The organism is Pseudomonas sp. NBB, assembly GCF_032701105.1.
Lineage (GTDB): Bacteria > Pseudomonadota > Gammaproteobacteria > Pseudomonadales > Pseudomonadaceae > Aquipseudomonas > Aquipseudomonas asiatica.
In genome coordinates, this window is record NZ_CP103994.1 from 875625 (window position 1) to 889398 (window position 13774).

At 57.2% G+C, this 13774-nt stretch carries 11 protein-coding genes and 3 pseudogenes; 3 read left to right on the forward strand and 11 right to left on the reverse strand.

The features are described from left to right. Positions 1–18 precede the first annotated feature (18 nt). The 9 genes from ispE to NY023_RS04030 all read right to left on the reverse strand — a co-directional run bounded on the left by ispE (position 19) and on the right by NY023_RS04030 (position 8896). Positions 19–879 (reverse strand): 4-(cytidine 5'-diphospho)-2-C-methyl-D-erythritol kinase, encoded by an 861-nt coding sequence (ispE, locus tag NY023_RS03990; protein ID WP_013970897.1) that lies wholly within the window; start codon positions 877–879, stop codon positions 19–21. 3 nt (positions 880–882) lie between these two features. Continuing rightward, complete coding sequence (gene lolB, locus NY023_RS03995) at positions 883–1500, reverse strand: lipoprotein insertase outer membrane protein LolB (protein WP_013970898.1); 618 nt, start codon at positions 1498–1500, stop codon at positions 883–885. 4 nt (positions 1501–1504) lie between these two features. Continuing rightward, positions 1505–3226, reverse strand: a complete 1722-nt coding sequence (locus NY023_RS04000; RefSeq protein ID WP_013970899.1) for a tetratricopeptide repeat protein — start codon at positions 3224–3226, stop codon at positions 1505–1507. Between the two features lie 188 nt (positions 3227–3414). Next, a complete protein-coding gene (locus NY023_RS04005; protein ID WP_013970900.1) occupies positions 3415–4140 on the reverse strand; it encodes a phosphocholine cytidylyltransferase family protein in 726 nt (241 codons plus the stop codon). Further along, a complete protein-coding gene (locus tag NY023_RS04010) occupies positions 4137–4739 on the reverse strand; it encodes a type 1 glutamine amidotransferase (RefSeq protein WP_024086258.1) in 603 nt (200 codons plus the stop codon). Before NY023_RS04010 ends, NY023_RS04005 begins: the two co-directional genes overlap by 4 nt. Continuing rightward, positions 4736–6283 (reverse strand): PEP-utilizing enzyme, encoded by a 1548-nt coding sequence (locus NY023_RS04015; protein ID WP_193384123.1) that lies wholly within the window; start codon positions 6281–6283, stop codon positions 4736–4738. Before NY023_RS04015 ends, NY023_RS04010 begins: the two co-directional genes overlap by 4 nt. Continuing rightward, positions 6280–7095, reverse strand: coding sequence for a PEP/pyruvate-binding domain-containing protein (locus NY023_RS04020; protein ID WP_193384124.1), 816 nt, complete (start codon positions 7093–7095; stop codon positions 6280–6282). Before NY023_RS04020 ends, NY023_RS04015 begins: the two co-directional genes overlap by 4 nt. Before the next feature lie 58 nt (positions 7096–7153). Further along, the gene (locus NY023_RS04025; protein WP_013970902.1) at positions 7154–8464 is read right to left on the reverse strand and encodes an ATP-grasp domain-containing protein; all 1311 of its coding nucleotides are present in this window, start codon (positions 8462–8464) and stop codon (positions 7154–7156) included. 12 nt (positions 8465–8476) lie between these two features. Further along, positions 8477–8896, reverse strand: a complete 420-nt coding sequence (locus tag NY023_RS04030; protein ID WP_193384125.1) for a hypothetical protein — start codon at positions 8894–8896, stop codon at positions 8477–8479. Positions 8897–8930: 34 nt separating this feature from the next. On the opposite strand from NY023_RS04030, the pseudogene NY023_RS04035 reads away from it, so the two are divergent. The 3 pseudogenes from NY023_RS04035 to NY023_RS04045 all read left to right on the forward strand — a co-directional run. After that, a pseudogene (locus NY023_RS04035) lies at positions 8931–9443 on the forward strand (IS5-like element ISPa26 family transposase); the annotation flags it as partial. 521 nt (positions 9444–9964) lie between these two features. Further along, a pseudogene (ltrA, locus tag NY023_RS04040) lies at positions 9965–11232 on the forward strand (group II intron reverse transcriptase/maturase). Between the two features lie 59 nt (positions 11233–11291). Further along, positions 11292–11762, forward strand: a pseudogene (locus NY023_RS04045) (IS5-like element ISPa26 family transposase); the annotation flags it as partial. Positions 11763–11896: 134 nt separating this feature from the next. Here the strand turns inward: NY023_RS04045 and NY023_RS04050 are convergent. Together NY023_RS04050 and NY023_RS04055 are read right to left on the reverse strand one after the other, a co-directional pair. After that, the gene (locus tag NY023_RS04050; protein WP_193384126.1) at positions 11897–12142 is read right to left on the reverse strand and encodes a CDP-alcohol phosphatidyltransferase family protein; all 246 of its coding nucleotides are present in this window, start codon (positions 12140–12142) and stop codon (positions 11897–11899) included. Between the two features lie 23 nt (positions 12143–12165). After that, a complete protein-coding gene (locus NY023_RS04055; protein WP_024086261.1) occupies positions 12166–13359 on the reverse strand; it encodes a hypothetical protein in 1194 nt (397 codons plus the stop codon). Between the last annotated feature and the right edge of the window lie 415 nt (positions 13360–13774).

Sequence of the window (13774 nt, forward strand, 5' to 3'; positions counted from 1 at the left end):
ATCTGTTGCTGCGAACGCTTATGCGCTCGACTTCTTGACCAGACTTTGCAGCTTGCGATGCAACATCGAAACGTTGCTTCCTTTCGCCACAAACCCTGTTTGGGTCGCTGAAAGAAGGGCCAGAACTTTATCAGCTTCGGCTTTGCTTGGGAAGGCCCCAAACACACAACTTCCAGTACCGGTCAGTCGAGCCTCAGTGAATTTACCCAGTGAATTCAACGCATTGCGAACTTCCGGGTAACTCTGCTCTACCACCGGTTGGCAGTCATTTCGACTGTTTCCCTCGGGAACGGGGCGCATCTTAAGGGGGAGCGAATCACGTGTCAACTGTGGATGTGAAAAAATTTCTACTGTGCTGACAGACACTTGCGGCACAAGCACGACATACCACGGCTCTTCCGGGTCGACCGGGGTCAATTGTTCACCCACGCCCTGGGCGAATGCCGCGTGGCCGCGCACGAATACCGGTACGTCGGCGCCCAGGCTCAGGCCTAGTGCGGCCAGGCGGTCTTCGTCCCAGTCCAGTTGCCACAGGTGGGCGAGGGCCAACAGGGTAGTGGCGGCATCCGAGCTGCCACCGCCGATGCCGCCGCCCATGGGCAGCACCTTGGTCAGCCAGATATCGGCGCCCAACGTCGTGCCGGATTGTTCCTGCAGCTTGCGCGCAGCACGCACGATCAGGTTGCTGTCATGCGGCACTGCTTCGATCTCGGTGTGCAGGCGGATCACGCCGTCGTCACGCACGGCAAAGCTCAGTTCGTCGCCGTGATCGAGAAACTGGAACACGGTTTCCAGCTCGTGATAGCCGTCCGCACGGCGGCCGATGATGTGCAGCCACAGGTTGAGCTTGGCCGGAGCGGGCAGGGTTAGGGTCTGCATGTATCAGTGCCCCAGCTGGCGGGGCTGCCAGTCCTTGACCACCAGTGTCACGTCGAGGTCCTTGCCGTGCAGCTTCATACGCTCGGGCAGCCAGTAGCCGTTCTGTTCCGTGTAGCTCAGGTATTGCACCTGCCAGCCGTCCTGGTCGAGGCTGGCCAGGCGGCTGTCGCCGTCCAGGGTCAGCTTGCTCTTGCTGTCGGGGGCCGGCAGGCCGCGGACCCACCAGACCAGGTGCGAGACCGGCAACTGCCAGCCCAGTTGTTCTTCCAGCAGGGCTTCGGGGCTGAGGGCCTCGTAGCGGCCCTGGTTGGCCACTTCCAGTACCACGCCGCCGGGGCGGCCGGTCAGGCGAGCGGCGCCACGGCCCAGCGGGCCGGCCAGGCGAATGTCGTAGTAGTCCTGGCGTTGCAGCCAGAACAGCGTGCCGCTGCCGGAGTCGCGCGGGGCACGGATGCCGACCTTGCCGTTGATCTGCCAGCCATCGAGGCTGCTCAGTTGCTCTTTATGGGCGCGCCACTGCTGCGGGTCGCCGTGGCCCTGCAGGGCCTCGCGACTACCGAAGCCGGCACAGCCGGCCAGCAGGGCGATCAGGGTGAAGGTAATGCAATGGCGCAGGAACATGGTGTTAGAGAGTCTCGGATCCGGTCAGGCGCAGGATGGTCTTGCGCAGGATGGGGCTGTCGGCCTGGGCTTCGAAGCCCTTGGCCCAGACCTGGCGGGCTTCGCGGCGCTTGCCGTTGGCCCATAGCACTTCGCCCAGGTGGGCGGCCACTTCGTGGTCTGGGAAGCTGGCAAAGGCCTTGCGCAGGTAGGTTTCAGCCTCGTCGAGGTTGCCCAGGCGGTAATTGACCCAACCCAGGCTGTCGAGCACCGCCGGGTCATCCGGGGTCAGCTGATGGGCCTTGTCGATCAGCGCCTTGGCTTCGCTGTAGCGGGTGGTGCGGTCGGCCAGGGTGTAGCCGAGGGCGTTCAGGGCCATGGCGTTTTCCGGCTCGCGGGCGATGATGGCGCGCAGGTCTTTTTCCATCTGCGGCAGGTCGTCACGCTTTTCCGCCAGCATGGCACGGGTGTACAGCAGGTTGAGGTCGTCCGGGTAGCGCTGGATGGCTTGCTGCAGCACCTGGCTGGCCTGGGCGTCCTTGTTGTTGTTGCTGTAGCTTTCCGATTCGATCAGGAACAGCTGTATGGCGTAGTCCGGCTGGGATTCGCGGGCATCGGCGAGCAGGCGCGAGGCTTCGGTACCACGGCCGTTGGCAATCAGGATGTCGGCCTGGCGCAGCTGCGCCGGCAGGTAGTCGGGGCCCGGGCCGACCAGGGCGTATTCACGCAGGGCGCCTGCAGGGTCGTGGCGCTCTTCGCGGATGCGGCCCAGGTTCAGGTGCGCGGCGTCGACGTTGCTGTCGCGTTCGATCAGCTCCTGCAGGTAGCCCTCGGCTTCATCCCAGTCCTTGTTTTCCAGGCACACCAGCGCCAGCGAATAGCGCAGCTCGTCGTCCTCGGGGTATTGCTGGACCAGGCTGAGGAACTCGCCCTTGGCATCGGCGATGCGGTCCTGTTCGACCAGGGTGCGCGCGTAGGTCAGGCGCAGGCGCTTGTCGTCCGGGTTGTCGCGAATCGCCCCGCGCAGCAGTGGCAGGGCCTCCGGGCCGCGGTCCAGGGCTTGCAGCAGGCGCGCGCGCAGCAGGACCGGGGCGACTTCGCCGTTTTGCGGCGGGTGCGACTCGAGCAACTCCAAGGCTTCTTCGGCCTTGCCGTCCTGGTTCAGCAGCAGGGCCTTGCCGAACACCAGCTGGCTGTTGTCCGGGTACTTCGCCAGCAGGCGTTCGAAGCTTTGCAGCAAGCCGTCGCGGGTGCTCTGGTCGGTTTCGGCGGCGGACAGGGCGAGGAAATCGAAATGGGTGTCGCCTTGGCCCTGCAGGACCTTTTCCATGTAAGTCATGGAGTCGTCATAGCGGCCGGCGCGGGCCAGCTGGATGGCTGCGGCGCGCTGGGCGTCGAGGTTCTGCGGGTCGTTGCGGGCCCAGACCAGGGCGTTGTCCAGTGCCGGTTCGTCGGCGCCGAGGTATTCGGCAATGCGGTAGGCGCGCTCGGAAACCCCGGGGTCCTGGGTTTTCGCGGCCTGGTCGGTGTAGTTGGCCAGGGCGATGTCGAAGCGGTTGCGCTGGCCGGCCAGTTCGGCCACCAGCAGGCTGTAGAGCGTATCCTGCTTGAACGAGCCATACACCACGGGTTTTTCCGCCTCGCTCTTGCCGGCCTCGGCGACGGGAGGCTCGGCCTTTTGCGGGGCCAGGCTCTGGCAGCCCTGGAGCAGGGCGAAGGCAAGCAGCAATGCGTATGGTTTGTTCATAGAAGGCTTTAAAAAGGACTCACCGGCGGTCGGAGCATGATGACACAAGCGCGGTGGCAAACCCACCTGCGAAGGTCGTGGTTTACAGGCTGGGTGGTGCAGAGTGGGACAGCGGGGTGGGGGAGAGGTTCGAAGGGGCTTCTGACACAATGACCCAGCCCCTACCTGCGCCGACAATTTTGTCGAGATCACAGGTCAGGATAGATCCGCTCGTATAGTGCCACGTCGCTGGGGCAGTCAATTTCTCCCCAGGGAGCGTGCGTCGCCACGCCGGCGACTGGAAAACCCTCGCTGACTAGTGCCCCTAATAGCGATGTCATGTCAGTCTGGTCGCGTGCCTGAGGCGTGAGCCCTTGCAATTGCCTTTTCAACGCCTGCCAACCCGCTGGCGTGACTTTGAACAAGCCTATGTACTGGCCCTGAATGACCTCAAGACTGGTAGCGGTCTGTCCAATAGCGCTCACCAATCCATCGACTAACCGGAAGTTCTCCAGGTCTGGTAGCGGATCGTTGAAGCGTTGCTGCCAGAGACGCACTGCAGCGGGATCGTAGCCCAGGACAATATCGGCTGGATGGTTAATTAGCTCGGATACTAGGGTGCTGTCGTAGAAGATGTCACCGTAGCTAACAAGGCAAGGCTCTGCGCTCAACCAACCGCTGGCGCAATTTAGAGAGCTGAAAATACCGGAGCTGTGCCAGCGGTGGTTGTGAAACAAAGTGTCGGTGAATGGTGCAAGCATTTCGCTTCGATAGCCTGCAACGATGCCAACCTCGCTGACATCGCATCGACGGAGCGTTTCAATCGCGCGCTGTAGCAGTGGCACACCATTAAAGGGTACCAAGGCCTTGGGGCGTTCATCGGTCAGGGCTTGTAAGCGACTCCCGCGACCTGCAGCAAGAATAATGGCTTTCATGAAAAAGCTCCAAAGGCATGTCGCACGCGTTGAATATCCAATGGATCGGCAGGTAGTTCTCGCTCGGGGTGCCACATGATCCCGGTATGACGACGGTGGTCGTCATACACAGCCTCGATCACGCCGTCGTCGGCCAGGGCTAGTACGCGGTAGCCGTCGGGCGCCTCCCGAAAGCCGTATTCATGATAGGAATTCACTCGCCGCCGTTGTTCTTGCATGTTGATCATGTGTTCGCCTACATGGCCGGCCAAACGTTCCAAAGTGCCGCCAGCTCGCGTCAACATTACCTGCATGCCGCGGCATACACCGAGCACCGGAAGCCGTAGATTTTCCGCAAGATCAAGCAAGACCCTCTCAGTGGCGTCGCGTGTGTCGGCTGTCCCACTCAGGGCCTGGCAGCTCCCTCCACCAGTAAGCAAGAGGCCCTGAGGGCGCAATGATTGGACTAGCGCCATGCTGACTCTCGGATCGTTTGGAAGGTACAGCGGGGTCAGCCCACATTGGTCTAAGAATTCAACCCAGCGCTGGTCAAGCGCGTCCCGCCATTCCTGGCGTTCGGCGTTGAACTGCCTGAGCATGGTCATCCCAACCAAAATCATGCCAGCACCTGTATACGCCGCTCGGCGCAGTCGAGCAGCAGGCTTGTCGCCGCCAATAGGGTTTTGAATCGAGTATCGCCCACGCCGATAGCTGCGGGAATGGCGAACTCTCGGGCTCGGATCGACATATGCGAGTTCTCGCCTCCGTAGGCGGTGATGAAACCAGCAATGCGGTGGGTAAAAATCCAATCAAAACCCGGATCAGCGTTTTCGATTAAGACAATGCAACCCTCTATGTCCGGTGCCAATTGCCCTGGAAGCACTTGGGCCACCCGCGCGTGAGTGGCACGTCGAGTGATGAAGTTGGGATTGCACCAGTGCACTCGATGGCCGAATAGATCTTGCGGCTGACAGATGATGCTTGGCGTACGGACTAACTGCGTTTCATACCAGCGGCTGCGGTTGTGGGCAATTGCTTGGTGCAAACGTTTGCGATCGATGTCGGCATAAACGCTGGTAAATTCGGTGATTTGCGCAAAGCTGAGTTGGTCGCGGTCAAAACCATGTACCTCACCCCAATCGCATAGTGAGCGCAGAACATCCGAAACAAACGCTGCATAGAGGTATTTGAGCTTCTCGCGCGACGCAATAGCGGCCTGAGCAAATTGTAGAAACTGCTCGGCGGAAACGTTAAGACCGCACTGGTCAAAAGCTTGCTGAATGGCGTTGACCTGGGCCCGAGATACAGTTAGCCCGTTCATAGATTTTGGGGGCCGCTGTAATGGGCGCTGCCAGTCAAAATAACGCTCCGGAGTCTCGTCGTAGCGTGCCACACGTATATCGTAGGTACCCGGCCGGACATGACCGTGCAGCTTTAGGAAATCGTCCTTATGCAACGTCTGGAAATCGCTGGCCATCTCGCGACCGATACTATTGACCCCTCCGGTCACATGATCGATGAAACCGGCAGATACTACCCCCGCTGTTTCCAGCGATTTAATTATTGCGGTACCTATGAACGCTGCACGGGCAGCGCCAGCGAATATTTCAGCGACCACGTTGGCCGCCGATAGGCCATTCCTCATACGTTGCAAGGACTCGCGCCGAGGTTCCCCCGCCATTAAACTCTGCACCTTGTCAGTAATACTCGGTAGGCGTGTCAGGTCGGAGAAGAACGGGCCGCTGGGGGAGATAATGTGCTCGGTCAACTGGCGTAGCTCGTTCAAGTAGCATTCGTGCTGCTCGGTACTAAGAGTCCGGAGCGCCGGCAGCGCGGCAGCGGCACCGGGGCTAGTAAGCTCTGGCGTGAAGCAAGTAGGAATGATCGCGAACTCGATCTTGTCATGCAGATGAGGATGCATGGCCAAGTAGTCGCCGCACTGTTCGACTACGCGCTCGGCAACATCTTGAGGTACCGAGGCAGGGATGAATGACTCGATGCTGTGGGCAATGCAGATGTAAGGAGAGCCACCCACCTGGTACATCAGCGGTTTGCGCCGCAGATCCCGGTAGCCGTATCGGAATCTGGCAGAGGCCCAATTAAGGTCAGTGATCAGCTCCTTATATAGCGAGTAGGCTAGCGCCCGCGGCTTGGTACCGATCATTTCGCCGGGTTCCAGTCCGGCATAAGGCCAAGGAAGGCGGTCGACGTAGGACGCGGATGGCGTTGCTTGCAGATCAGCTCTTCGAGCTGAGAGGCCTCGTGCTCCAAAACTTTGCGTAGTTGGGCGTCGGCAAGTGCGCTGGCATTACGGGGCCCATCCGCGGTCATGGGACGCACTTGGAATAGCAGAGGGCCATCGACAGTGATCGCGAACTCTATGTCCAAGGCATCGTGCCCGGTTAGAACTTGTACCTCTTCGAGCAACGAAAACAGCCCTAGTAATTCCGCAGGCTCGCTTGCCGCCTCGCTGCCAAGGGAGACGAAAGCGTGCACAGTCTCGTTGCCGGCAGTGACACCGTCGGTGCTGGCACCTAGTACATAGTCAACTACGTAATATGGCAAACCCGTCTCTGGATCACGGGTCATCGCCACTCCGCTGGCCAATACACCTCTCGCCATCTGCTGCACCAGCACCTCATCGCGCTCGCGAGCTAGGCCGTAGGAGGCGATCACCGTCTTGATGGCTTCGCCGAGTGCCTGGCCGCCACACACATCTAGAATTGACGCGTACATCCCTGCACCGGAATGGCCGTCGCGGTCTTCGGCTAGACAGCTGGATCTTACAATCAGCGGCTCATCGCCAAAGAACGCCTGACAGTGCGAGATCACTGCCTGCCAGTCCTCCCGCCACTGTGCCACGGTGAATCGATGAAGGGGCAACACTTGCCCGGTGCTCAGAAGTGGTGCCAGTTGCTGCAGGGTATCGGCCTTGCCGGAAAAAGCGAACACGGAAGAAGGATTTACCGAGTGCATATGTCTTCCCTAATCAGTCCAATCAGTCCTTCGCAGGGGCTGTAAGTTTGTGTCAGGTTTAAGCCAACTCGGCGCCGGTATAAGTCGCGAGTTCAAGGCCGTAAAGTGAGGACAGCTCGCGCAGGAAGCGATTGCCCTTTTTCGCCGCAGCGTAGGGACAGTCGTCCTCAACGATGACGTGGCCAATTGTGCCGATGTTGCCGCTATAGACGTTTACCGCCTGGCCAGGCGCAACGTGGGCGGTGCAAAACCGGATGTTGTACTTGTCCAGTAATGGCTGTAGGGAGTCGGGGGTGTAGTCGTTGGCGATATGACCGCCATTGCGGGAGGCGACAGTTACGACGCTACCTGCGCGCTGAAGCACTGAGTCGTCAATTAGAATGGGCTCGCCTAGGTGCAGACGGACTAGCAGTTCGAACGGGTCGATGCCGGTCAGCATCCGGTACATCTGCGGCGCTACGCTACCCATCATGCGTGCGTTGATCTCCACTAGACAGGGCCCTTTGGCATCGCGCAACAGTTCAACATGATAAAGGCCAACATCCAGCCCCAGAGCGCTGAACACTGCCTGCACATATGCTTTGATCTCGTCGCGCTGTGCTGCGTCAAGGCCTGACGGCATGGTCGCGGTCATTTCTAATATTTCGCTATGGTCGGCGCGGAAACGGATGGTGGTCGCAAAGCAGGAGACCTTGGCGTCTTGGACGATGACTTCCGCTGAATGCAATGTACCGTTGATGTATTGCTCGACCAGATAGTCGCGGCTTACCAAGTGGTCGATCATAGGATCAGCACCCTTGCGACTCTGGCGCAGCTCGGCGAGAAAGGCGTCAACGTCGGCCTGGCTATGGCAAATGGCGGAAAACTGCTTGGCGAATCCTCGGGTCGGCTTGACAACGAATGGCAGCGACAAACTCGGAACGACCCCGTTGATCAGTTGCTCCTCGCTCAGTACTTCAAAATCAGGAGAGCGTAGTCCGTGTGCCCGCAGCGTTTCGCGCAATCGACTCTTGTATACCGCCCCGCACAGAGCTTCGTACCTCGGGTAGAGGGTGCCGATACGCTGGGCCTCACGCGCCACCGGTACTATGGCTGCTTCAGAGGTAGAGATGAGGGCGTCAATAGGACGCTCCGCGTGCAGGTTGGCCAACAACTGGCTGAGTTCGCCGTCTTCCAGATTATCGATACGCAAATAAGTATCCACATATCGCAGGTAAGGCTCGAGACGGGAGGTGTCGTCCTTGATCGAGATCGTCAGGAACGAGGCGTCGCGCTGATGAATGAAGGTGACATGGCAGCCAAGCCGTTTGGCTGCCTCAAAAGCCAGCAGGCCGCTTACGGTGCTGTCGACGAAAACCACGTGTTTCATTGGAACCTCGGATTACCAGGGATGAAAGTAAATGGTGCTGAGCCCGAACAGCATTGCGAAGCAAGCGACCGTCGAAGGTGCGCCATACTTGGGAATTCTCAAGCTGGTGACCTGGAGGATGCCGACCAGGGCCACCAGGCCGACGATCACACCGGCACCGTAATGCCCGGCCGATAGCCCCATCAGCGCCAGCGCAAAGACAAATCCTGAATATGTGGTGGGTAGCCCCTGATATCCCTCGCCAGCCGATGTGCTGGGCATGCCAAACAGCGATAGCCGCAAAATGGCTGTGAAAACCAGAGTTGCTGCGGCCAGCGTGGCCGAAAGAGACTGGTCGAGGATTAGGATGACAAGGGCTGGCGTGATGCTGAAATTGAGCAAGTCGGCAAAACTGTCTAGGGAAATCCTGAAAAAGACTTCCTGATTTGGCAAAATCCCCGGACACCAATCGCCGAGCTTTTCGATGATGAAACAAATGACCTTCGCCGATGCCGAGTACGCCGGTAAGCGCAAGCAGACCCGCAAGGAGCTGTTCCTGATAGAGATGGATCGGGTCGTACCCTGGGAGGGTTTGATTGCTCTGATCAAACCTCATTACCCAAAGGGCGAAGGGGGCCGTCCAGCCTATCCGCTGATGGCGATGCTGCGGATTCATCTAATGCAGAACTGGTTCGGTTACAGCGATCCGGCGATGGAAGAGGCGCTGTACGAGACGACGATCCTGCGCCAGTTTTCCGGTCTGAGCCTGGAGCGAATCCCGGATGAAACCACCATCCTCAACTTCCGTCGCCTGCTGGAAAAGCATGAGTTGGCCACCGGTATTCTCGGCGTGATCAATGGCTATTTGGGCGACCGTGGCTTGTCACTGCGACAAGGCACCATCGTCGATGCCACTCTGATTCATGCGCCCAGTTCGACCAAGAACAAGGACGGCAAACGCGACCCGGAAATGCATCAGACCAAGAAGGGCAACCAGTATTGTGTGTCACGAACACAGGTCGTATGACCTGTGATGCTGTACCGAAGATGGAAGTAGGCCTTCCGAAGTCGGCTTGCAGGAGCAGGCTTCAAACCACCCGGTGCTGCTGCATCCAAAAGGTGCGGTGGTGAGCGACCGAGGAAAAGTCATCCCATGATGATGGCAGGTGAGTATGGAGAAGATGAGCGAGAGCAAACCGTCCGATGACGCATCGTTATTCCCTAAAGTGCTGTCGAAACTGAGGTTGAGTATTGGCTTCAGGACGAGTTGGGGCGTTACCTGCTTACGGCCCCAGTGGCAGCCGGTGTAAAGGCGGCATGATCTTCATACAGGCTTGGGTACGGAACGTGAGAACCTTGTTCCAGATGCAAAGGAAAATGACAAATGGCTAAAACCATGAGGAAGAATACCAATGCTGGAATAAGGGGCGGAGCCTCCTGTAGTAGTGATGAAGGCTTTGTAATGAAGCTGGAGCGAAGGGGAGGCGTTATCCTGTCAACGAACGCCGCCAACCTCAGGGGATGAGCGGTGTGAGTTCGAACAAACCTTACAACATAGCGAAGCGCGTGATATGGGAGGCCTATCAGCAGGTCAGAACCAACCGGGGAGCTGCTGGAATCGACGATGAGACCATTGCCGATTTTGAGCGGAACCTGCCGAAGAATCTTTACAAGCTATGGAATCGAATGTCGTCGGGGTCTTATTTCCCGCCGCCGGTCAAGGCTGTTGAGATACCGAAGGCATCGGGGGGTATACGCAGGTTGGGAGTGCCGACGGTCAGCGACCGTATCGCACAAACTGTAGTCAAACTCCTCATCGAGCCAAAGCTGGATGCGCTTTTCCATCCGGACTCATATGGATACCGACCAGGACGTTCAGCCAAACAGGCCATAGCGATCACACGCGAACGCTGCTGGCGATACGACTGGGTGGTGGAGTTTGATATCAAGGCGGCTTTCGATCACATTGATCATGAACTGCTGATGAAAGCGGTGCGAACCCATATCAAAGAGGATTGGATACTGCTGTACATCGAACGATGGCTGGTTGCTCCATTCGAGGCAGCAGATGGCGTTCGCATTCAACGCGAACGTGGCACCCCGCAAGGCGGCGTGATCAGTCCCATGTTGATGAATCTGTTCATGCATTACGCCTTTGACGCATGGATGCAACGAAATAGCCCAAACTGTCCTTTTGCCCGGTATGCCGATGATGCGGTAGTGCATTGTCGTAGCCAGAGGCAAGCAGAACACGTGATGCGTTCAATCGCTTCACGTCTAGCGGTTTGTGGCCTCACGATGCATCCCGAGAAATCGAAAATCGTGTACTGCAAGGACAGCAATCGACGCGCAGGGTATCCGCATGTGAGCTTTACCTTCCTTGGTTTCACTTTTAGACCTAGGAAGGCAATCGGCCAGCAGAACAAGCTTTTCACCAGCTTCCTTCCGGGAGTCAGTGCGCAAGCGTTGAAGCGGATGCGGCGAGCAGTGCGCGAGTGGCGGGTCAGCCGCCAAACTCATGTGACGCTGGCTGCTGTGGCTCGGCTTTACAACCCAGTGATACAAGGTTGGTGGCAGTACTATGGCGCGTTCTATCGGACGGCCATGCTTGGTATCTTTCGACATATCGATAGCGCGCTCAAGCGTTGGGCCGGTCGTAAGTACAAAATACTTCACGGGCGCAAGCGGCGTATATCTAAATGGTTGGACACGGTGCATAAGGCTGCCCCTCGACTGTTTTATCACTGGCAAGTAACCGAGCAACAGGTTGGATAACGGGAGCCGTATGACGCGAGAGTGTCACGTACGGTTCTGCGAGCGGCTACGGGGGCAGTTCCTGTGGCCGACTCACCACTTCGGTGCCAAAGCTCACATTGGTGTCGACGATGAGTCCGGGCTTGTGCACAGCGTGGTGGTCACTGCGGCCAACGTCGCGGACGTAACCCAAGTCGACAAACTGCTGCACGGTGGTGAGAACGTGGTCTGCGCTGATGCGGGCTATACCGGTGTAGAGAAGCGTGAAGAGCATGAGGGGCGCCAAGTCATCTGGCAGATTGCAGCCCGGCGCAGCACTTACAAAAAGCACGGTAACCGCAGCGCGTTATACAAAGCGATACGTAAGATCGAAAGAGCCAAGGCCCAGGTTCGCTCCAAGGTTGAGCATCCATTTCGGGTGATCAAGCGCCAGTTTGGTTATACGAAAGTGCGCTTCCGAGGCTTGGTGAAAAACACTGCTCAGATGGTGACGCTGTTCGCCCTGTCGAACATTTGGATGGCGCGTCGACATTTGCTCTCCAATGCAGGAGAGGTGCGTCCGTGAAGAGTGAAGTGACTGCTGCGAGGTGCTTGCAGCGGCAAAAAAGGCTGAAATAGACGGCAGGTTTGACCGGGATTTGAGCGGCTACCGTTTTTTGAAAGTGTCGATGGCGAAGTAGCCGGAAAACAGGGGCTACTTCAGACCATCCCTAGATGCTTGCCGAAGGCCCGTTGCGCGTTGTTCGCCGCCAGGTAGCGTCGGGCGATGTGGCCGTCAAGGAAATCGAGCATCGCGGCCAGGCAAATCACCGTTGCCGCCAGAATGAACCGTCTTTGCAACGCAAAATAAACAGTACCGAAGGCCAAACCGATATTGAACATTGTTAATATGTTCGCCAAATCCAAAAGACGGACGAACGGAAATACACGCGCTAATGTGGGCATATTGTTCTCCTTGAAGAAACTATTTAGACAGGTTGTTTTCCCTTGATCGCAACTGTCTTTCGAAGGGCGTTGGTTACGACGAAATAGAAAGCAACGAAGATAACGCTCGTGCTGAACAGGCCTGCATACTTGACCAGAATTGAACCGACGAAGATGGTAATTATCATGCCTAAGTACACCCCAGCATACTGGACAGATGCCATCAACGGCATGGCACTGGTAGGTGTGCTCCTGACAAGATCGGCTTGCAACTTGAAAAATGTCAGTTCGAAAAAGAATATGTAGAAAAAATACGCGATGTAACTGGACTGAATATCATGGCCGAACGCTGCGAGCATCATGAACAGGCCGCTGGCTACAGCCATCGGCATAGGTAGCGGTCGCAAATTACACTTGCCCAAACGATAGAACAGTACTGCGCCCACCAAAGCTGCCAAACTATTGACGGCCTGCAACAAGCCGATATACACCTCTCCCAAGCCCAGCACATGGGCCGGTAACAGCACCCTGGACACATTGAAGAAACCCTGAAAAACGCTGACGAAGACGATGAACTGATAGAGGCTGAGGCGTAGCGCGGGATACTCCTGCAAAAGCGAACCAAGGGCAGTCAATAGTCTTGGTGCGACCTGCACGGTGATCGGAGGCTTTGTTGGCGCAGGTAGTAGATAGGCCGCCAAAGCCGCGATGGAAAAAAGACTGACAGTAATGAGCAGGGCTAACCCAGGCGTCATGTTGGCTTTGAACAGTACCAGACTGATGCCTGCCAGGCCGCCGGCAATGAATTGTGCGGTGAGTGTCAGAGGCACTGAGCTGGCGATTTGCGCACTCGGGAAATAACACTTGATGGCAACAATACGCCCTACCCGTTGCAGCGCATCCAGGGCGCCAATGACTACCGCGCCTAACACGGCGACTTCCACATGATGTGGCAGGATCTTGTAGGTGACCGCCGCGCAGCCCAGCGACAGCAAGTTGGCACTCCACAGCAAGGTGCGTGGCGCTAGATAGTCAGCCAGACGGTAGATAGGAGCGACAAAAATTACCGGCAGAACCATTGGCGCAAACAGCACCACTTGGGAAAGTATTAGGCTGGCAGTATTAGCATAAATGTAGTAGGAAAGATAAATATAACTCAGCGTAGAGGCCGAAATGGCACACAAGTTAACGCCCCAAAGGAGCACTGAGTGCCTACGAGATGCTGCAAATTCTTCCATTGCTCGCGCCTATTATATAGCTTCCTGCCATGCATGAAGCATACCCTGCATAGAAAATCATTTTTAAGATAGGTTAAACAAGAATTTAAAAAATGCTTGTTTTGGGTGCGTCACCAAGTAAATGTGCATCATTGCAGTCCGTCAATATCTTTACTAATCCTCACCAACATAGCTTCTAGTCATCAGCAAAATTAGTAGATAGAAATAAACCGACTGACTGATAAAGCCATGCTATCCCACTCGTATCGCTGTCTCGGTGAGGAATATCGATGTAGCGGCGTCAAGACTAGGTGCGGAAGGAGGGTAGGGCAACAGCTGGGCATGTATTTGGGAAATGGACTACAAGACTGTGGATAAGTCTTATGGACATATGTCAAAGAGTCTTCTCGACCCGGTCGGCGTAGTTGGCTAGGGC

Excerpts from the sequence above, each read along its gene's own strand:
- ispE (WP_013970897.1), bottom strand. The coding sequence starts at position 879 with ATGCAGACCCTAACCCTGCCCGCTCCGGCCAAGCTCAACCTGTGGCTG.
- lolB (WP_013970898.1), bottom strand. The coding sequence starts at position 1,500 with ATGTTCCTGCGCCATTGCATTACCTTCACCCTGATCGCCCTGCTGGCC.
- NY023_RS04000 (WP_013970899.1), bottom strand. The coding sequence starts at position 3,226 with ATGAACAAACCATACGCATTGCTGCTTGCCTTCGCCCTGCTCCAGGGC.
- NY023_RS04005 (WP_013970900.1), bottom strand. The coding sequence starts at position 4,140 with ATGAAAGCCATTATTCTTGCTGCAGGTCGCGGGAGTCGCTTACAAGCC.
- NY023_RS04010 (WP_024086258.1), bottom strand. The coding sequence starts at position 4,739 with ATGATTTTGGTTGGGATGACCATGCTCAGGCAGTTCAACGCCGAACGC.
- NY023_RS04015 (WP_193384123.1), bottom strand. The coding sequence starts at position 6,283 with ATGATCGGTACCAAGCCGCGGGCGCTAGCCTACTCGCTATATAAGGAG.
- NY023_RS04020 (WP_193384124.1), bottom strand. The coding sequence starts at position 7,095 with ATGCACTCGGTAAATCCTTCTTCCGTGTTCGCTTTTTCCGGCAAGGCC.
- NY023_RS04025 (WP_013970902.1), bottom strand. The coding sequence starts at position 8,464 with ATGAAACACGTGGTTTTCGTCGACAGCACCGTAAGCGGCCTGCTGGCT.
- NY023_RS04050 (WP_193384126.1), bottom strand. The coding sequence starts at position 12,142 with ATGCCCACATTAGCGCGTGTATTTCCGTTCGTCCGTCTTTTGGATTTG.
- NY023_RS04055 (WP_024086261.1), bottom strand. The coding sequence starts at position 13,359 with ATGGAAGAATTTGCAGCATCTCGTAGGCACTCAGTGCTCCTTTGGGGC.